The 19208-nt window shown below is 66.7% G+C and carries 16 protein-coding genes; 11 read left to right on the forward strand and 5 right to left on the reverse strand.

Going from position 1 to position 19208, the window contains the following annotated elements; all coding sequences use genetic code 11:
• Positions 1–134: 134 nt before the first annotated feature.
• From ACQPYR_RS06425 to ACQPYR_RS06440, 4 genes are all read right to left on the reverse strand, one after another.
• A complete protein-coding gene (locus tag ACQPYR_RS06425) occupies positions 135–1166 on the reverse strand; it encodes a PLP-dependent cysteine synthase family protein (protein ID WP_433628739.1) in 1032 nt (343 codons plus the stop codon).
• Between the two features lie 53 nt (positions 1167–1219).
• Positions 1220–2578, reverse strand: coding sequence for an alanine racemase (locus tag ACQPYR_RS06430; RefSeq protein WP_433635032.1), 1359 nt, complete (start codon positions 2576–2578; stop codon positions 1220–1222).
• 152 nt (positions 2579–2730) lie between these two features.
• Positions 2731–3741 (reverse strand): ornithine cyclodeaminase family protein, encoded by a 1011-nt coding sequence (locus ACQPYR_RS06435; RefSeq protein WP_357467758.1) that lies wholly within the window; start codon positions 3739–3741, stop codon positions 2731–2733.
• Positions 3713–4906: a TauD/TfdA family dioxygenase gene (locus ACQPYR_RS06440; protein WP_433628741.1), complete on the reverse strand. Its 1194-nt coding sequence runs from the start codon at positions 4904–4906 to the stop codon at positions 3713–3715. The genes ACQPYR_RS06435 and ACQPYR_RS06440 overlap by 29 nt, the downstream gene beginning before the upstream one ends.
• Positions 4907–5220: 314 nt before the next feature.
• Between ACQPYR_RS06440 and ACQPYR_RS06445 the strand changes: the two genes are divergently transcribed.
• The 9 genes from ACQPYR_RS06445 (at position 5221) to ACQPYR_RS06485 (ending at position 14935) form a co-directional block, all read left to right on the forward strand.
• Positions 5221–6738 carry an ABC transporter substrate-binding protein gene (locus ACQPYR_RS06445; RefSeq protein ID WP_433628744.1) on the forward strand — a complete coding sequence of 506 codons (1518 nt, stop codon included), beginning with the start codon at positions 5221–5223 and terminating at the stop codon, positions 6736–6738.
• Entirely contained in the window at positions 6738–7661 is a 924-nt protein-coding gene (locus ACQPYR_RS06450) for an ABC transporter permease (protein ID WP_433635034.1), read from the forward strand. Before ACQPYR_RS06445 ends, ACQPYR_RS06450 begins: the two co-directional genes overlap by 1 nt.
• Before the next feature lie 44 nt (positions 7662–7705).
• Positions 7706–8569 (forward strand): ABC transporter permease, encoded by an 864-nt coding sequence (locus tag ACQPYR_RS06455; RefSeq protein WP_433628747.1) that lies wholly within the window; start codon positions 7706–7708, stop codon positions 8567–8569.
• On the forward strand, positions 8566–10164 hold the full coding sequence (locus ACQPYR_RS06460; RefSeq protein WP_433628750.1) for an ABC transporter ATP-binding protein: 1599 nt from the start codon (positions 8566–8568) through the stop codon (positions 10162–10164). The genes ACQPYR_RS06455 and ACQPYR_RS06460 overlap by 4 nt, the downstream gene beginning before the upstream one ends.
• 210 nt (positions 10165–10374) lie before the next feature.
• Positions 10375–11100 (forward strand): lytic transglycosylase domain-containing protein, encoded by a 726-nt coding sequence (locus ACQPYR_RS06465; RefSeq protein WP_433628753.1) that lies wholly within the window; start codon positions 10375–10377, stop codon positions 11098–11100.
• A gap of 157 nt (positions 11101–11257) precedes the next feature.
• Positions 11258–12544: a phosphopyruvate hydratase gene (gene eno, locus ACQPYR_RS06470; protein ID WP_040690840.1), complete on the forward strand. Its 1287-nt coding sequence runs from the start codon at positions 11258–11260 to the stop codon at positions 12542–12544.
• A 93-nt stretch (positions 12545–12637) separates the two neighbouring features.
• Positions 12638–13282, forward strand: a complete 645-nt coding sequence (locus tag ACQPYR_RS06475; RefSeq protein ID WP_433628757.1) for an FtsB family cell division protein — start codon at positions 12638–12640, stop codon at positions 13280–13282.
• The gene (locus ACQPYR_RS06480; protein WP_433628759.1) at positions 13279–13809 is read left to right on the forward strand and encodes a DUF501 domain-containing protein; all 531 of its coding nucleotides are present in this window, start codon (positions 13279–13281) and stop codon (positions 13807–13809) included. Before ACQPYR_RS06475 ends, ACQPYR_RS06480 begins: the two co-directional genes overlap by 4 nt.
• Before the next feature lie 178 nt (positions 13810–13987).
• Entirely contained in the window at positions 13988–14935 is a 948-nt protein-coding gene (locus ACQPYR_RS06485) for an exopolyphosphatase (RefSeq protein ID WP_433628761.1), read from the forward strand.
• A gap of 7 nt (positions 14936–14942) precedes the next feature.
• Here the strand turns inward: ACQPYR_RS06485 and ACQPYR_RS06490 are convergent, their stop codons facing one another.
• A complete protein-coding gene (locus ACQPYR_RS06490) occupies positions 14943–15755 on the reverse strand; it encodes a neutral zinc metallopeptidase (RefSeq protein ID WP_433628764.1) in 813 nt (270 codons plus the stop codon).
• 295 nt (positions 15756–16050) lie between these two features.
• Here ACQPYR_RS06490 and ACQPYR_RS06495 point away from each other — a divergent pair, with 295 nt between their 5' ends.
• Both ACQPYR_RS06495 and ACQPYR_RS06500 read left to right on the forward strand, forming a co-directional pair.
• Positions 16051–17517: a peptide MFS transporter gene (locus tag ACQPYR_RS06495; protein WP_433628767.1), complete on the forward strand. Its 1467-nt coding sequence runs from the start codon at positions 16051–16053 to the stop codon at positions 17515–17517.
• Positions 17518–17637: 120 nt separating this feature from the next.
• Positions 17638–19158: an amino acid permease gene (locus ACQPYR_RS06500; protein WP_433628769.1), complete on the forward strand. Its 1521-nt coding sequence runs from the start codon at positions 17638–17640 to the stop codon at positions 19156–19158.
• Positions 19159–19208 lie beyond the last annotated feature (50 nt).

Genomic DNA, 19208 nt, shown 5'->3' on the forward strand with positions numbered 1-19208 from the left:
AATCCCGAAATCGATCGCCATGCGCCTCGTCCCAACTCGCCGCTGAGCTTCATTTTGGTTAGGTAACCCTAACAAGGTGATCATTTCAGACGTGGGCGGTGTCGCGCAACGGTGATCGAAAGCGCGCGTGTGCTTCATCGCGCCTCGACAAGTTGGGCATGGCGGACGGGAGCGTAGCGGTCGAGCATGGCGCGCACATCGCGTTCGGTGGCGGCGTCGAGAAGATCGCGTTCGCGCATCCACTCGTCGTCGAAGACCGTGTCGAGATATTTCTCGCCGCCGTCGCAGACGATGGTGACCACGGTCGAGCCGGGCGGGAACTCCTCGAGGCGGGTGAGCGCGGCGTGTACCGAGCCGCCCGCAGAGCCGCCGATCATCAGGCCCAGCTCGGCCGCGACCGCGCGAGCGGTGGCGAAGGCCGCGACATCGGAAACCTTGACGCCCTCGTCGAGCAGCGAATAGTCCACGGCGGTGCCGATGGTGGCGCCGGGTGGGGTGCCGGTACCGGACTGCCAGTACGGCCCGCCCGGTCCGCCGAAGGCGATCGATCCGACCGGCTCCACGCCGATCACCCGTGGTGTGCAGCCGAGTTGGCGCAGTCGGGTCGCGGTGCCGAACAGCGAACCGCCGGTGCCCACCGCGGAGAGCAGGATATCGACGCGCTCCACGTCTTCTAGCAATTCTTCGGCCACGGCGTAGTAGCCGACCGCGTTCGCGTCGTTGTTGTGCTGTTCGGTGAAGTACGCGTCGGACTGTCCGGCCGCCATCGCCTCGGCCAGGTCCTCCCGCGCCGAGGTGGCCAGGTTGTCGTCACCGTCATCGGCGACGAACACCAATTCCGCACCCATTGCTCGCATCGCGCGCAGCTTGTCCTTACACGCGTGGTGATCGACCACTGCGGTGAAGCGATACCCACGTTCGGCAGCTACTACCGCGAGGCCGAGCCCGGTATTCCCGGATGTCGACTCGATAATATGCCCGCCATCACCCAGCAAACCTCGACGCTCCGCATCGTCGATCATCGCGCGCGCCATCCTGATCTTGGCCGCACCCGTCGGATTGAACTGCTCGAGTTTGAGCAGCAGCCGGGTGCCGGTCGCGGTGGTCGCCAGTTCGAATAGCGGGGTGCGACCGATCAGATCCGTCACGCGCGTGACGAGCGGCATGGAGGTCTCCTCGTTCGGGGCCGTAAGGGTATTGGTCGATTGGGGGTGCCGGGTCATCCGGCGTCGAGCGTCCAGCGGAGTCGATCGCCGGTGTCGTGCAGCACCACCTTCGGCGGAATCGGCAGTTCGTGAAAGGCCGATTCATTCGAATCCATTTGGTAGCCAGCGGTATTCGGATAGATCAGCAGATCGCCGACCTCGGCTCGTCTCGGTAACGGGACGCGCCGCCAGCTGAGCATGTCGGACTCCAGACAGCTGGCCGCGCCGACGCAGGTCGGGGTGAGCTCGCCGGGGCGCGGCGGCCACAGTATCGGATCGGGAAGGTATTCACTGTCGAACCACTGCTCGGACAGGCTCAGGCTGGTGCCGTCCACGGTGAGCAGCTGGTAGGGGTGACCTTCGACGTGGCGGGTCTTGCTGCCCTGCACCCGGAAGACGCTGGATCCGGCGCGGTCGAGCAGTGCCCGGCCGGGTTCGACAGCGAGCCGGATATCGTTGTCGCGCAACCGTTGCGCGAGTGCGTTGTGCTCGAGGACGGCGGTGAGCATGGCCGGGCCGGGCGCCGGGAAGTGGTACGGATAATACGAATCGAACGACTTCCCCGCGTGGAACCACTGACCGTTCGCGTGATCGGTGAACTCCGACCAGGCGCGCGCGGGCACATAATCGACGCCGAATCCACCGCCGATGGAGATGGTGCGGGCCGGGTGGCCCAGTGTGCGCGCATCCAGGCAGCGGGTGATCAATTCGCCGGCCTGTTCGGCGCGTGCGACGGCATCGTAGCCGGACAGGTGGAAGCTGAAGCCCTGCAGGCGAATCGATTCGTGGCCGATGGTGCCGGACGCACCGATAACCGAAATCGCGCGGTCCAATTCCGCCGCGGTCATGCCGAATCGGCTCGCGGATCCATTGGGCAGCACGCGAAGTAGTACGCGGGCCGCGGCGGCGGGGGTGCTGAATGCGGCCAACCGGTCGAGCTCGTCGAGACTGTCCACGGCGATCAATGCGCGGTGCCGCACGGCAAGCCACAGCAGATCGTCGGATTTGGCGGGGCCGGTGACCATCAGCTCGTCACCGCGAACCCCCTGTGACAGCGCGGCATTCAGCTCACCCACACTGGAAACGTCAATGCCCGCGCCATATTCGGCGCAAGCACGGGCAACACAGGCCGCCTTGTTGGCCTTCTTGCCGAAGTAGACGACCCCGTCCACACCGGCCTGCTCGAATACCTGCTGAAATCCGTTGATATTCACCGCGACTCGTGACGGATACATCACATGGAACGGCCCGCCGATCGCAAAGGCGATATCGCCGAGCAGATTCGGATCGGCGAGCAGCCTGCGCTCCCAGTCGTCGGTGTGTGCGGGCAGGGCGGGTGCGCAGATGCTCAGCAGGCCCCGCACAGCCGCCACTACGGCGGGATCGGGGGCAGTCTCGGTGCCCGACCGATCATCGCCGAGTTTGACCTTGTCGCGGGTCGAGCCGTCGTCGAACAGCAGCGTGCCGTCGGGTTCGGCGGTGCCGGGGGTGCGCACCTTCTTGTCGAACTCGACGGCGCCGATGTCTAGTCCCACAGGGGCACCTCCGTGCCGCGGCCCTCGGCAATGGCTCGTTCGGCGAGTGCGTGTGCGACGGCGATATCGGTCAGCACCAACCCGCTGTTGTAGACGAAGATCCGCTCGTCGTCGGAGCGCCGGGCGATCGCGCGACGGCTCAGGATCTGTGGCAGTTCGGCATCGACGGTGCGCAATCTGCCGTCGGGGCCGGCCATATCGGTGCCGGTCAGCGCCATTTGCTCGGCACTGGTGGCGATTACGCGATCGGCGTCGACCAGCGTGGACGGCGCCAAACCGTAGCCGACGAGAACCACGGTGGATCCCGGTGCGAGATCCTCGGATTCGATCCCGACCTCGGTGCCCGGTCCGGCCGTCGCCAGCACCACATCGGCGGTACCGGCGGCCGCGCGCGGATCCTCGACGGTCTCCAGCAACGCGTGCGGGTTGTATTCGGCGAGGTAATCGCGCACCGCCGCCAGACCCTCCGGATGGGTGCCGTAGAGCATCAGCTTGCGCAGCTGCGGATTGGCGGCCAGCAAGTGTGGCAGGGCATTTCGGCCCTGGGTGCCGGTGCCGATAAGCAGCACGCTCTCCGCGCCGCGGCGTGCGGTCTCACGCACCAGCAGGGCTGACACCGCCGGGGTGCGCAGTGCGCCGACCCTGGCGCAGTCCATCATGGCGATCGGCGCACCGGTGCTGTCGTCGTAGAGCGTGATGGTCGTGTAGTAGCGCTTGGTGCTGCGGTCGTGGCCGGGATCGAATTTGTAGGAGGTCTTCATCGCGACCACCCGGCGCCGGCCGTCGCGCCCGAGCATGGCGTAGGCCACCGACCAGCCGTCCGGATTCGCGACGCTGAGTTTGCGCGGATTATCCGAATCACCCGCGGCGAAGGCGAGATACGCTTCCTCCACGGCGCGCACCACATCGGCGGGCGTGATGGGCACGTCGGCGAGATCGCTGCGGCTCAGCACACGCAGTGGTGTGCTCCGGTCACGAGTGCTCAACGGTTCCTCGATCATGTTGTGTCGTATCCAGCCTTACTGCGGTCCGGGTGGTAGCCCGGGCCGGTACACCGTCGATCGCGAGCGGGTTGCCTGCCGCTCGGAACGGGGCGACGATCCGTTGCCCATAACCATTTTCGTCGGCCTCGGCGGCCCGCCGTCGGCGTTCGGGCAGGCGGACATTGACGCGCTTGAGCCAGCGGTCGGTGCCGTCGTAGCGCGCGGTGAACGGTACTCGGCCGTGCACGGCGACGTCATTGTCCACCAGCAATAGCTCGCCGGGGGTCAGCGCGGCGGTGATGCAGACGCGTTCGAGCTCCGCGGTGAGGCGCGCGTAGGCCAGCCGGAATTCGGTATCGGCATCGTCGAGCGGGGTGTATGCCGGATCGTAGCGAAGCGTCAAATTCGCTGTGTCGTCGACTGATTCGGCGCTCCACAGCGTCGGCAACGGAAGTGCTGAGTAGCGTTCGTGACCGGTGCCGTAGGAGACGTCGGGCAGGATCGGCAGGGTCGGCGTGCCAAGTAGTCGGCGCTCGTCATCGGAGAGCTCGGTCCGGCGCACCGAGGAGACGGTGGTGCCGACGCCGTCCGGATTGCGCAGACACGCGAGCATCAACAGGTTTGCCCGGTCCGGGTGGAAGGCGTCCTCGGTGTGCGGGCTGAGCAAGGTTTTGCTACTCGCGCCTGACTGTTCGTGTTCGTGACCGGGCGAGGGCACGATGTTGTTGACCAGCCGCCCGCCCTGCTGGCCCTGCCAGCCGAACGGTTCACCCGCGCTGCGGGCGAGCAGCAGCATCGCGATATCGAGTTCGAATGAGCTTGCGCGGCGGTCGGTTTCGCTACTCCAGCGGGCCGCTTCGACCCAGCTCGGCGGGGTCGGGCCGCATTCGGCATCGGTCAACGGCAGTTTGCCGACGATGGTGGCACCGGCCGCGGTGGCGGGCGGTCGCAGAGCGACACGTACCGCATCGGGCAACTCGCCGACACGCGCATCGATTTGCTCGAGCAGTGCCGGATCGGTCAACGTGCGCGCGAGGTCGGTGGTGCCATCGGGCCAGGAGTCGACTGTGATGCATATCTCGCGAGCGAGAGCCCGCACCGCATGTCCGGCGGTGGTCGGCAGCTCGCGCCGTTCGATATCTAGTGGGTGAAGCGTCTTACGTTCGGAGAGAACGCCTTTCACCAGTGATCCCTTCTTCGCATCGGGTCGAAAAGCGGGGGTATGACGATTCGATCTGCGAAGCTAGTGGGTCCGGCCGTGTTAAGCAAGCCTTACCTAAGCGAGTCGTAAAATGACGAACGCCTATGGCTGAGGGCGAAGCCTGCCGCAGCTAGGTGTAGCAAATTTGCGGCATTGTCTTCGGGGCGGTGACTGGTAGCTGTGGTGCGGCAAAGCTCAACGGCCGGAACCCTATTAGGCTAGCCTGTCCTAGCTGGATTCGCCAGGGTTTGCGGGTCGCGCGCGGGTAACTCGTTGAGGTTCGAGGAGGCAGCACCATGGAATGGAATCGACGACAGCTCCTGCGATCGGGACTCGGTGTCGGCGCGGTGCTGTTGGCCGCCGCATGTTCGGACGGCGGCAATTCGGACGGCCCCGCGCGGCGCGGTGGCACCCTGCGAGTCGGTGCGCTCGGCAGCGCGGCGCGAATCGAACGTGATCCGCATGCGAATCTCAGCAATGACAGCGACTTCCTCATCACCTCGCTGGTGTACGACGCGCTCACGGTACCGGGCGCGAACCCGAATGTTGCTGCGCGCCTTTCCAGTCGGTGGGAAGCCGACGCGCAGCGGCGCCGCTGGAGTTTCACCATCGCCGACGGCGCGACCTTCCACGACGGAACCCCGGTCACCTCCGATGATGTGGTGTGGTCGCTGCGTCGACTGCGAACCGTCGGCGGCGCGTCGAAAATGCCTGCCGCCGTTGAGGACATCACCGCGGACGGCCCGAATCGGGTGGTCATCGCACTGCCCGAACCGAATTCGCAACTGCCGCTACTGGTTCGGTTGATGACCTTCACCGTCAAGAAGGACACCACCGATTTCACCAAGGCCATCGGCACCGGGCCGTTCCGGTTGGAGTCCTATCAGGGTGGCAATGCCCGGCTGGTGCGCAACGACCGGTGGTACGGCACGGCGCCACTGCTGGATGCCATCGAGGTCACCATGTTCGACAGCGTGACGGCACTGGGCAATGCGGTGCTCGGCGAACAGATCGATCTGGCCTCGAATGTCGGTGCGATCGCCGGACGCATCGCCGAGGGCCGCGGTGATCTGCGGGTGGTGCGGCGGTCGAACGACACCATGGTCGGGGTCGCGATGCGGACCTCCGACGGCCCCTTCGCCGATGCTCGGGTGCGCGAGGCGATCCGGTTGGGCGTCGATCGCAAGGCGCTGGTGAATCAGGTGCATTCGGGGTACGGCACCGTCGCGAATGACATTCTCGGTACCGGTGATCCGTTGTACGACAACACCATTGCGCAGCGCAGCCGCGATGTGGACCGGGCCAAGATGCTGCTGCGCGATGCCGGATTCGATACCGGGCGCAGCTACCAGTTCCTCACCAAGGCCGAGGCCCCTGGCGAGGTCGAATCGGCGAAGGTGATCGCCACCCAGCTGGCCGATATCGGGCTGCGCCTCGATGTCGTGACGCAGGAGTCGAACACTTTCTACGACCAGACCTGGCTGAAGGCGCCGCTTTACACGGTCTCCTGGGGCACCAATGACTCCACACTGTTCTTCGCGACCAAGCTGATGTCCTCGACATCCAATCGCAACGAAACCGCCTTCAAGGATGCCGAATTCGATCTGGCCACCGCGAAAGCACTTGCCGCGCCCGATGACTCGGAATACGCGGCGGCCTCCCGTGACGTGCAGCGGATCCAATATGCCCGCGGCGGCTATCTGGTGTGGGGCATGGCCGACGGCATCGATATCGCGACTTCCCGGGTGCGCGATGTGCCGACCCTGGGCGGCTTCGCCAGGGTGCAGTTGGAACGGGCCTGGCTCGCGCAGTGATGTCCTTCGCCCGACTCCTCATCCGGCGCGTCCTGCTGTTGGTCGCGCTGCTGGCGACGGTGTTCGCGGCCGTCGATCTGCTGCCGGGCAATTCCGCCCGCGCGGTGCTCGGCCGCGACGCCACCGCGGAGCAGATCGCGGCGAAGGCACACGAACTCGGCCTGGACCGACCGCTGCCGGTGCGGTTCGTCGAGTGGATATCCGGTGTGGCGACCGGTGATTTCGGTCGCACCGCGCGCGGGCGATCGATCAATGAGCTGCTGGCCGACAAGTTCCCGCCGACGCTCTTGCTCGGCGGACTCGCCTTCCTGGTGACCGTGGTCGCGTCGCTGTTGCTCGGCGGCTGGTGGGCGACGCGGCGGGGCGCGGCCACCCGGTTCCTGCAGCCGACTACCACAGCGGCGGCCGCGATTCCGGAGTTCGTCATCGCGACCTTGTTGATCCTGGTGTTCTCCTTGGGCGCCGGTTGGTTGCCTGCCGTCACGATCACTGGGCGTTCCGGATTTCCGGCCAGTCCGGACATGCTTGTGCTGCCGGTGCTCGCACTGGCGATACCGCAGACCGGCTGGAACACCCGGGTGGTGCGCGCGGCCCTGCTCGACTCCGCGCGCTCGCCACATGTGGAAAGTGCGGTACTGGACGGGCTTTCGACCACCACCGTGCTGACCAGGCATGTGCTGCCGTTCGCGCTGCCGACGATTGTGGCGAGTTTCGCGACCACGGTCGGCATGCTGCTCGGTGGTGCGCTGGTGGTGGAGACCATCTTCAACTACCCGGGACTCGGTGCGGTGCTCGCGGGGTCGGTCGCCGATCGGGACACCTCGCTGATCGCCGCGGTGGTCGCGCTGACCGGGATCGTCATCATGGCGATGCTAGCCATCGCAGACGGGATTCGGGCCTGGGCATTGCGAGGGCGGATATGACCGGCGCGCAGCGGATTCCGGTGGCACGGATCGGGAGGTCGCAGGTGCAGAGATTCCTCACCGCATTGCCCGCACTGGTGGTGGTTATCGCGGCTGCGCTCGGGCCGAGCCTGGCTACTCGGCCCGCCGAGCAGGCCGTCGGGATACCATTCGGGCGGCCGGGTGCGGACACCTTATTGGGCACGGACCGACTCGGGCGGGATGTGCTGGCGCAACTGCTCTACGGTGGTTGGGGCCTGCTGTTGCTGGCGGGTGTGATCGCGGCCGCGGTGACCGGGTTGTCGTGCGTGCTCGGTGCGGTCGCGGCACTGCGTCCTCGGGTCGGTGCGTTGATCGAGGGCGTTGCCGATTTCGCGATCCTGCTTCCGGCGGTTCTCGGAATCTTGCTGGTACTGACGGCCTGGCCGGATGCGGGCGGCTACGGATTGGTCGTGGTGGCTCTGCTCTTCGGCACTCCGTACTGTGCAAGAGTTTCCGCGGCCGCTGCGGCGGGAGTCGCTGCCAGCGGCTATGTCGAGGCCGCTCGAGCGAGCGGTGAAACTCTGCCGCACTTGGTATTTCGTGAGGTCATTCCGAATCTGCGCGAGGTCTTGGCCGCCCAACTCGGTCTTCGCTTCGTGGAGGGCGTGTATGTGGTGAGCACCGCATCGTTCCTCCAACTGCCGACCACGCTCGGCGCGAGCAACTGGGCGGTCATGGTGCGCGAGAACTCTTCCGGCATGCTGCTGAACCCCTGGTCCGTGCTGGCGCCGAGCCTGGCGATCGCGGTGGTCGCGGTCAGTGTGAATCTCGCGGTCACCTCGTTCGATCAGCACCGGCCACGGCGATGGGCACGCGGTTGCGAGTCGCTGGGGCCGACCGGGGCGGAGTCACCGGTCGCAGGCAATGCGTTGGAGGAGCGGGGATGAATGCGTCTGTCGTCGTCGATGCGCTGACCGTGTGCGGATCGAATGGTCAGGAGTTGTTCGAGCCCACCAGTTTCAGCGTCGCGGCGGGTAAGGTCACCGCCCTGACCGGTCCGTCGGGATCGGGCAAGACCACGTTGATGCGGGCACTGCTCGGGCATCTGCCAACGGGAGCCCGGCGATCCGCGGGATCGGCCGTGGTCGCGGGGCAGGACGTATTCGCATTGAATCCTGCTGCACTGCAAAGGTTCCGGCGTGACCGCATCGCCTATGTCGGGCAGGATCCCGGTTCAGCCCTCAATCCGTTGATGCGTGTGCGTTCCCTGCTCGACGAGGTTCGCCACCCCGCTGCCGCGGTGGCCGAGACGCTGGAGTTGGTCGGTCTGTCCGACGAACACCTGCGCCGCAGGCCCGGCGAACTTTCCGGCGGTCAGCAGCGCAGAGTGGCCCTTGCGCGTGCGCTGGTTCGCCACACCGGAATTCTCGTTCTCGACGAGCCCCTCGCCGGCCTGCACGGTTCCCTGCGCACCGAAATCGCCCGTCTGCTGGCCGATATCGCCACTCAGCGCTCTGCCGCGATCTTGCTGTCCGGGCACGACACCGCGACCATTCATACGATCGCGGATGACGTGGTCGAGTTGGGTGCGGTGCCCATCGATGTAATCGGCCGCACACCCGTGCCGGCTCGTTCGGGTATATCGGATTCACCGCAATCGAACGGGGGTGCCGCATCGGTCGTGCGCGTGGCGGTGGTTCCGGAGCCGCGACTCGGTCGAGAGGCCGACACCGGGGACGCGGCTCCGCGGCCCAGCGAAGGACAGGGTGCGGTAGCTGTGCGCTCCAGGACAGTCGAGTTGGTTGCCGAACCCGTCCTGCGCGGTCAGGACATCGGGGCCTCGATCGACGGGCAGGAGGTATTGGCGGGCATCGATTTCGTGCTGCCGGGCGGCGCGGCACTGGCCATCGTCGGGGCGTCAGGAGCTGGAAAGACCACTCTCGCGCGGGTTGTCGCCGGTCTGCACCGGGAAGCGACCGGATCGCTCGAACTTCGAAGTGCGTCGATCCCGATCGGCCGCAGTCGACGAGCTCGCAACGGCCGCAATGGTATTCAGCTGGTCACGCAGAACCCGCGGTCCGCGCTCAATCCCCGTCGTACCGTCGCCCAGACGCTCGGCCGTCCGCTGCGCCGAATCGGCGGGGTATCGAAACGAGCACTGGCGCGGCGCATAACCGACTTACTCGACTCGGTCGAACTCGCACCGGAGCTCGCCACCCGCTACCCGTACGAACTCTCCGGCGGTCAACGTCAGCGGGTGGCGCTCGCCAGAGCGCTCGCGGCCGAACCCGCCGTGCTGGTCTGTGACGAGATCACCTCGGCCCTGGACCACAACACCGCCGTCTCGATCATGAACCTGCTGGACCGCATCCGTGCCGAACACGACACCGGCCTGCTCGTCATCACCCACGACATGACACTGGTCACCGGACACTGCTCCCACCTCGTCGTCCTCGACCACGGCCGCATTGTCGAATCCGGCTCGGCGACAGCGGTCCTCACCGCCCCGGCGCACACCGCGACCCGCGAACTCCTCGGATAGGCGTTTCCCGCGCACAGCGTGTGCGCGATGCGCGGTAGTTCTGCGACGACGAATCGGCGGCTGCGTTATCGGCGATCTGCTCGGTAATCTCGGATCACGGAGCGCGTGACCACCGGGCATGCGGGGTCTGCAGGGGAGGGGTACATGGCGCTTGGCTTGCCGCGACGCGTGCATCGCGGGGATTGTCGTTCGGATCCGGATGATGGAGGAATGCTCGCGAAGCTGATCGGCGTGTTGGTCGCCGCAATGGTGATCCTTGTACTCGCCGGTTGCGGCGCCGAACGCAATCTTCCGCCCATTCCCGAGGGCATCCCGCCCGGTCCCGGTACGCCGCTGCCACTGATCGATCTGGATGCGCCCGGCCGCACCGCCGTGCAGTTACGCGACTGGGCCGACGAGCAGTCCGACAAACTCGGCATTCCGAGCGTCTCGCTGGAGGCGTACGGCTATGCCGCGGCGATCATGGGCCGGTCCCGGCCGGACTGCGGGATCGCCTGGACCACCATCGCGGGGATCGCCAGTGTGGAGAGTAAGCACGGCACCCATCGCGGTTCGGAGGTCGATGCGGATGGCACGGTGCGCCCGCCGATCATCGGCATACCGCTGGACGGTGCGCCGGGTGTGGCACTGGTCAAGGACACTGACGGCGGCAAGCTCGACGGCGACCCGGAGTTCGACAGGGCGCTGGGCCCACTGCAATTCATCCCGGAGACCTGGAAGCGCTGGGGTGTCGACGCCAATGGCGACGGTGTCGCCGATCCGCAGAATATCGATGACGCCGCCCTCACCGCGGCCCGCTACCTGTGCGCGAGCGGCGGCGATCTGACCTCCGAGCGCGGCTGGCAGCAGGCTCTGCTGACCTACAACCAGTCGAATGCCTATCTGTTGACCGTCCGCGATCGCGCCGCCGCGTACAGCGTCGGGCGCCGGGCATGAGCACCCCTTGGCGGAAACGACGGGTGCTTATCGCGACAGTGCGAAGGGATTCGTCGGAGTGCCGGTTACTGCGCAATGCGCGAGGACGCTAGGCTCGCAAGCGCACGGCCCTTCCCGTCAGACCTACCGTGCCAACAGCCGAAGGAGTGTCGTTTTCGTGGCCATCATCGAACAGGTCGGAGCTCGCGAGATCCTGGATTCCCGCGGAAACCCCACTGTCGAGGTCGAGATCGCCCTCGACGACGGCACCCTGACCCGGGCTGCCGTGCCCTCCGGTGCCTCCACCGGTGAGCACGAGGCCGTCGAACTGCGCGACGGCGGCGAGCGCTACGGCGGCAAGGGTGTGCAGAAGGCCGTCGAGGGTGTGCTCGACGAGATCGCGCCCGCCGTCATCGGCCTGGACGCGGTCGAGCAGCGCACCGTCGACCAGGTCCTGCTGGATCTGGACGGCACCCCGGACAAGTCCCGCCTCGGTGCGAACGCCCTGCTCGGCGTTTCGCTCGCGGTGGCCCGCGCCGCCGCCGAATCCTCGGGCCTCGAGCTGTTCCGCTACCTGGGCGGCCCGAACGCGCACGTGCTCCCGGTGCCGATGATGAACATCCTCAACGGCGGCGCACACGCGGACAGCGGCGTCGACGTCCAGGAGTTCATGGTCGCCCCGATCGGCGCGACCACCTTCAAGGAGTCGCTGCGCTGGGGTGCCGAGGTGTACCACGCGCTGAAGTCGGTGCTGAAGTCCAAGGGCCTGTCCACCGGTCTCGGTGACGAGGGTGGTTTCGCGCCGTCCGTCGCGGGCACCAAGGAAGCGCTCGACCTGATCGGTGTCGCGATCGCGAAGACCGGCCTGAAGCTGGGTACCGATGTCGCGCTCGCGCTCGATGTCGCCGCCACCGAGTTCTACACCGCGGGCAGCGGTTACAAGTTCGAAGGCAGTGTCCGCTCGGCCGCCGACATGGCGCAGTTCTACGCCGAACTGCTCACCGCCTACCCGCTGGTCTCCATCGAGGACCCGCTGTCGGAGGACGACTGGGACGGCTGGGTCGCGCTGACCGACCAGATCGGTGACAAGGTGCAGCTGGTCGGCGACGACCTGTTCGTCACCAACCCGGAGCGCCTGGAGGAGGGCATCACCAAGGGCGCGGCCAATGCGCTGCTGGTGAAGGTCAACCAGATCGGCACGCTCACCGAGACTTTGGATGCCGTCGAGCTCGCGCACCGCAACGGCTACAAGACGATGATGAGCCACCGCTCCGGCGAGACCGAGGACACCACGATCGCCGACCTGGCCGTAGCGGTCGGCAGCGGTCAGATCAAGACCGGCGCCCCGGCGCGCAGCGAGCGTGTCGCCAAGTACAACCAGCTGCTGCGCATCGAGGATGCGCTCGGCGATTCCGCACGGTACGCGGGTGACGTCGCGTTCCCGCGGTTCGCGTTCGAAGGCTAGTCAGCGCGCGGTGCGAGCGACGGGCCCGGAGGCGGTAGCGAGCGTAACCACGAAGGGCCCCGGGAGCACCGCAAATTAGATACAGAGAGCGGTATGACAGAGCGACGTGCGCGTGGATCCAGTCCGGCTGGACGCGGGAACCGCCGCACGTCGCGCTCTGCCAGATCGCGCCCGTCCGCCGAATCGCCGGCGGCCGCACCGAAGCGGACGACCCGCAGGCGGTCCGAATCCGCCGACAAGGCCAAGCCGCAGAAGATAGGGCTGCGCTCCGGCGGGCACGAGGACAAGCACGATCGCACCATCCTCGGGCTGTCCACCGGTAAGGCGGTCATCCTGGCCGTCGTCGTGTGCGCACTCGCGCTGACCTTGGCCGTTCCACTGCGCACCTATTTCGCCCAGCGCGCCGAGGCAGCGCAGCTGGCGCAGGAGCGCATCGAACTCGAGGCCGATCTCGCCAAGTTGCGGGATCGCCGTGCGCAGCAACAGGATCCGGCCTACGTGCGTTCCGAGGCCAGGGACCGGTTGCGGCTGGTCATGCCGGGGGAGACGCCCTATATCGTCCAGGTGCCGGGTATCGAAGCGCCCGCGCCGCCCGCCGCACCGACCCGGTCGAAGGCGCCCGAGCCCTGGTACACCGACCTGTGGCGCAGTATTTCGCAACCGCAGCAGGCCCCGGCGCCCGTGGCCGCACCGGCCGGGCCGCCCGCGCCGCAGCCAGCACCGGAAGGACCCAGGTGACCGCACCGAACGACCGCGATCTCGAGATCATCGCCAAGCAGCTCGGACGCGAACCGCGCGGCGTACTCGCCGTCGCCTACCGCACCCCGGACGGGCTGCCCGCGGTGGTCAAGACCGCGCCGCGGCTGCCCGACGGCACTCCCTTCCCGACCCTCTACTACCTGACTGATCCCCGCCTCACCGCAGAGGCGAGCAGGCAGGAATCCGCGGGCGTCATGCGGGAAATGACCGAACGCCTCGCCACCGACCCGGAATTGGCCGCCGCCTACCGCGCTGCCCACGAGAGCTATCTGGCCGAGCGCGATGAAATCGAATCGCTCGGTACCGATTTCACCGGCGGCGGCATGCCCGAACGAGTGAAATGCCTGCACGTCCTGATCGCCCACGCGCTTGCCAAGGGCCCAGGCGTCAACCCCTTCGGCGACGAAGCAGTAGCCATGGCCGCCGACCACGGCCTCCGCGGCACCGCTATCCCCGCCGACTGGCCGAAATACGAGCCGCCACACACCCCGACCGACGGGCGATGACGTGCGCGCGGCGCTTGAACTGACTACGGGCGCTGGAGAGATTGTGCGCGCTGTGCTCAGCGCGGGCGCTGTGATGAGCGCACGCGCCGAGGCGGGCGGTGCGCGAACTTGGATGACTGGACGCGCCGTTGCGCGTGTGTGGGAAATTGGCCGGGGCTGAAATGAGCGGAGCTGAGCAATGAGCGATCGGGTAGCGGCAGTCGACTGTGGGACGAATTCGATTCGACTATTGATCGCCGAGGTGCTCGGCGATGGGCGGTTGGCGGATGTGCACCGGGAGATGCGCATTGTGCGGCTGGGACAGGGGGTGGATGCGACAGGGGCGCTTGCGCCGGAGGCGATCGAGCGCACCAGGGTCGCGCTCGCCGATTATGCCGCGCTGATGCGGGCGGCAGGGGTCGGCCGGGTGCGGATGGTCGCGACCTCCGCGACGCGCGATGCCGCCAACCGCGAGGACTTCTTCGCCATGGCCCGTGCCGAACTCGGCACCGTGGTGGCGGGTGCTGAGGCGGAGGTGATCACCGGTGACGAGGAGGCGCGGCTTTCCTTCACCGGTGCGGTCGGCGAATTGGCGAGCGAGGCAGGGCCTTTCGTTGTCGTCGATCTCGGCGGCGGTTCCACCGAACTCGTCGTCGGCGACAGCGATGGTGTCCGTGCCGCGTTCTCCGCCGATATCGGCTGTGTCCGCATTACCGAGCGATGCCTGCCGGGTAACCCGCCGACCGCCGAACAGGTCGCCGCCGCACGGGAATTCGCCACCGAACGACTGGATGAGGCCTTCGCCAAGGTCCCCGTCGAGGGCGCGCACACCTGGGTCGGCGTTGCGGGCACCATGACCACGATCGCCGCCGTGGCCCTCGATCTGCCCGAATACGATTCGGAGCGAGTCCATCTCACCAGCCTCACCCTGGACCAGGTGCGCGAGGTCTGCGATCGCCTGATCGGCATGAACCACGACGAGCGAGCCGCCCTCGGCCCCATGCATCCCGGCCGCGTCGATGTGATCGGCGGCGGCGCCGTCATCACCGAGGTGCTCGCCTACGAGCTGTCCCGCCGCGCCGACATTTCCGCCCTCATCGTCAGCGAACACGACATTCTCGACGGCATCGCCCTGTCCATCGCTTGAGGCTGGATCACTCCACCTCGTCGAGCGCGGCAGCCCAGGTATTGCACGATGACGTCGAGGCGCTGCGGTAACCGGATTCGACCCAGCGCCGGCTGTTCACGCCGGTGCCGTGGGTCGGATCCTCCTCGGTATCGGATTGGATATCGATCAAATCGACGGCCTCGGCCGGGGTCAGCATGCCACCGGCCTGAGCTGCCGCCAGCATCACACCGGCCAGGCACTGGGCCTGCAGTTCGATGCGTCGGCTGAGTTCCAGGCCGAGCGGTGACTTCTCGCCCGCCGAATCGATATCCCGATCGGCGCTGCGCAGGATGCCGGCGGAGGACTGCAGGTGGTGCCCGTATTCGTGCATCACGACGAACATCAGGTATTGCCCGAGTTGTGAACCCCATCCCCGATGGATGGGATCGTCGGTCGGCCAGTACACAGTGCCGCCGCAATAGAACGCGGGATCGGTGGACTGGACCTGTTTCGAGCAGCCGGTCGTCAGGTTGTCGACCACCACGAGTTGCGGCGGCGCGAGGCCCATGCCCGCGGCGCGCAGGGCCGGATCCCAGGCCTTCGTCAAGCAGTCCAGCTCGGTCTGCACGAATTGCCGCTGGCCCGCCGCGCTCATCTCGATCGGCGGCAGCTGACACCGCAGCGCGGGCAAGCGCAGCTCGGCGTGCAGCGTATTGGCTGTCAGCGGAGGTTCCGGCAGCGCGCCGACGACGGGCTCGGCATCCACCGCGGATACCGACGCGCATCCGGTGCCGAGCAGCGACACCAGCGCGCCGATCACGGCGAGCAGCGGCGCCGCATGGGCGCTCGAGCGCTTCATCAGGTTCCCCCGTCCAGCCAACAAACGAGGTTTCCCCGTCCAGCGAGGCGAACTTTACCGGGAAATTCTCCGGTTTTCTTGGCGAGTGCTGGGCGTCACCGAGCACGGCCGACGAATATTCGACATTGCCCCGAATTCGCTGAAAAGGCGTGCTGGAGCGGTATTTCCAAGATGGACGTACCGGTTGGCGGATTGCTGCGGCGGCAGTTCTGGCTTGCCCGGCCATATCGGCGGTGAGCAGGGAAACTTTGTTCAGGATGCCGGAAATTCCCTACCCATATGGGAGGGTCTGAGCATGTCCGACGCAGCAATGGCCGAGCAACCAGTTGGGGAGCGGACCCTGTTCGGCCACCCCATCGGGTTGGCCAATCTCTTCGGAGTCGAACTCTGGGAGCGCTTCTCGTTCTACGGAATGCTCACCATCCTCGGGTACTACCTGTACTACTCGACGACCGAGGGCGGGCTCGGTCTGTCGCAGAGCACCGGCGTCGGGATCGTCGGCGCGTACGGCGGGCTGGTGTATCTGTCCACGGTGCTCGGCGGGTGGATCGCCGACCGGTTGATCGGCATGGAGCGCACCGTCTTCTACGGCGGCATCGTGGTGGTGGCCGGGCATATCGCGCTGGCGATTCTGCCCGGACTGAGCGGTGTCGGAGTCGGCCTGGTGCTGGTCGCGCTCGGCAGCGGCGGACTGAAGGCCAACGCGTCCTCGCTGCTCGGTACCCTCTACCGGCCGGGTGATCCGCGCTTCGACGGCGGCTTCACGCTGTTCTATCTGGGCATCAACCTGGGGGCGTTCGTCGGTCCGCTGCTCACCGGTCTGCTGCAACGGAATTGGGGTTTTCACTACGGTTTCGGTGCGGCCGCCGTCGGCATGGCGTTGGGCCTGACGCAGTACGTGGTGTTCCGGCGCAACCTCGGCACCGCCGGTAGGCATGTGCCCAACCCGTTGCCGCGCAACGCCGTCGGGCCGATCCTCGGCATCGTGGCCGGTACGGCCATCGTGGTCGCGCTCGCATTGATCACCGGGCTGGTGAGCCTGGACAACCTCTCCGAGGTCACCACCGGCGTCATCATCGCGGCCTCGCTCGCCTATTTCGTACTCATGCTGACCAGCGCCAAGGTGACGCCCGTCGAGCGCAGCCGGGTCCGCGCCTTCATTCCACTGTTCATCGCGAATGCGGTCTTCTGGTCGCTGTTCCAGCAGATCTTCACGGTCCTCGCGGTGTACTCCGATGAGCGGATGAAGTGGGCCATCTTCGGCTGGACCGCACCGTCGAACTGGATCGGTTCGGTCGAGCCGGTGTGGATCATCTGCCTGTCGCCGCTGTTCGCGCTGATGTGGACCAAGCTGGGCAATCGGGCGCCGAGTACGCCGCGCAAATTCGCCCTCGGCGTGATCGGTATGGGGCTGGCGTTCTGGTTGTTCGTGCTGTTCTCGGGGAGCAGCGGCAAATCGGTGCCTGCGCTGGCGGTACTGCTCATCATGGGCGCTTTCGCGGTCTCCGAGCTGCTGCTTTCCCCGATCGGCCTCTCGGTCACCACGCAGCTGGCGCCCGAGGCGTTCCGGGCCCAGATGATGGCGCTGTACTTCTTCTCCGTTGGCATCGGAACCTCGATGTCCGGTACTTTGGCTCGGTTCTATGACGCGGACCACGAATTCGCGTACTTCGGCATCACCGGAGCAGTAGCGATCTGTGCCGGTCTGATCGTCGCCGCACTCACACCATGGGTGAGCCGACATATGGCCGGTGTGCATTAGGGAAATCAGCACAGCGGCGTGAGCGACGGGCACGGAGGCGGTAGCTTGCGTGACCACGGAGGGCCCCGGGAGCGCCGCGAATTCAACACAGCACCCGTTGACGACAGCAAGGAGACACTGTTGGCGACCCCAGGAACTCGATGGGGCGGTCTGTTCCGCACCAAATCGGTCGAGCAGTCCATCCGGGACACCGACGAACCCGATTCGAAACTGCGCAAGGATCTGACCGCCTGGGACCTCACCGTCTTCGGTGTCGCCGTGGTCGTCGGCGCCGGCATCTTCACGCTCACCGCGCGGACCGCGGGCAATGTCGCCGGACCGTCGGTTTCCCTCGCCTTCATCTTCGCCGCTATCGCCTGCGGGTTGACCGCGCTGTGCTACGCCGAATTCGCCTCCACGGTCCCGGTTGCCGGCAGCGCGTACACGTTCTCCTACGCCACCTTCGGCGAGCTCGTCGCATGGATCATCGGCTGGGATCTGATCCTGGAGTTCGCGCTCGCGGTTTCGGTGGTCGCCAAGGGGTGGTCGCAGTACCTCGGTGAGGTGATGGGATCGCATTCGCCGATCGTGCATCTGGGGCCGATCGACTTCGACTGGGGTGCGGTACTTCTCATCTCGGTCCTGGGTGTGCTGCTGGCGGTCGGCACCAAGGTGTCGTCGCGGGTTTCGGCGGTGGCCGTCGCCATCAAGCTGAGCGTGATTGCGGTGGTTATCGTTGTCGGCGCCACCTACTTCGACAAGTCGAACCTGACGCCCTACATCCCGCCGTCGCAGTCCGGCGCGGGAGGGGAGGGGCTGCACCAGTCGCTGTTCTCCTACTTCACCGGAGCCGGACACAGCACCTTCGGCTGGTACGGCCTGCTCGCCGCGGCCAGTCTGGTGTTCTTCGCGTTCATCGGTTTCGATGTCGTCGCGACCACGGCGGAGGAGACGAAGAATCCGCAGCGCTCGGTGCCGCGCGGCATTCTCGGCTCGCTGGTGATCGTCACGATTCTCTATGTCGCGGTATCGCTGATCCTCACCGGAATGGTGCCCTACACCGCGCTGTCCGGTGACCGCGCAACGCTCGCAACGGCTTTCGCGCAGCACGGCGCCACCTGGACCAAGAACATCATCTCCATCGGCGCGCTCGCCGGACTCACCACGGTCGTCATGGTGATGTTCCTCGGACAGACCCGCGTGCTGTTCGCCATGTCGCGCGACGGACTGATGCCGCGTCAGCTCGCACACACCGGCAAGAACGGCACTCCGGTCCGGCTGACCATCGTGGTCGGCGTCGTCTGCGCCGCGCTCGCCGGTTTCGTGGACTTCGGCACCCTCGAGGAGATGGTCAATATCGGCACCCTCTTCGCCTTCGTCCTGGTCGCCATCGGCGTCCTCATCCTGCGCCGCACCCGTCCTGACCTCCCGCGCGGCTTCCGCGTGCCCTTGGTCCCGCTCATCCCGATCCTCGCCGTACTCGCCTGTCTGTGGCTGATGCTCAACCTCTCGGTCGAAACCTGGCTGCGCTTCCTCGTCTGGATGGCCGTCGGCCTGATCGTCTACTTCGCCTACGGCCGCCGCCACTCCGTCCTCGCCGACCCGCCGGATGCGAATTCCGCTGACGGCACCGCATCGGTAGGCGCCCACGACGGCACATGACCGCGAAACGGCGGCATTACTCTGGCCACCACCGGAGATGCACTAGCCTG

The sequence above is a fragment of the Nocardia sp. CA-120079 genome, assembly GCF_050955745.1.
Classification (GTDB): Bacteria; Actinomycetota; Actinomycetes; order Mycobacteriales; family Mycobacteriaceae; genus Nocardia.

Bases quoted from the DNA above. Each gene is read 5' to 3' on its own strand.
- ACQPYR_RS06425 (WP_433628739.1), bottom strand. From the start codon at position 1,166: ATGCCGCTCGTCACGCGCGTGACGGATCTGATCGGTCGCACCCCGCTA.
- ACQPYR_RS06435 (WP_357467758.1), bottom strand. From the start codon at position 3,741: ATGATCGAGGAACCGTTGAGCACTCGTGACCGGAGCACACCACTGCGT.
- ACQPYR_RS06445 (WP_433628744.1), top strand. From the start codon at position 5,221: ATGGAATGGAATCGACGACAGCTCCTGCGATCGGGACTCGGTGTCGGC.
- ACQPYR_RS06450 (WP_433635034.1), top strand. From the start codon at position 6,738: ATGTCCTTCGCCCGACTCCTCATCCGGCGCGTCCTGCTGTTGGTCGCG.
- ACQPYR_RS06460 (WP_433628750.1), top strand. From the start codon at position 8,566: ATGAATGCGTCTGTCGTCGTCGATGCGCTGACCGTGTGCGGATCGAAT.
- ACQPYR_RS06465 (WP_433628753.1), top strand. From the start codon at position 10,375: ATGCTCGCGAAGCTGATCGGCGTGTTGGTCGCCGCAATGGTGATCCTT.
- ACQPYR_RS06475 (WP_433628757.1), top strand. From the start codon at position 12,638: ATGACAGAGCGACGTGCGCGTGGATCCAGTCCGGCTGGACGCGGGAAC.
- ACQPYR_RS06485 (WP_433628761.1), top strand. From the start codon at position 13,988: ATGAGCGATCGGGTAGCGGCAGTCGACTGTGGGACGAATTCGATTCGA.
- ACQPYR_RS06490 (WP_433628764.1), bottom strand. From the start codon at position 15,755: ATGAAGCGCTCGAGCGCCCATGCGGCGCCGCTGCTCGCCGTGATCGGC.
- ACQPYR_RS06495 (WP_433628767.1), top strand. From the start codon at position 16,051: ATGTCCGACGCAGCAATGGCCGAGCAACCAGTTGGGGAGCGGACCCTG.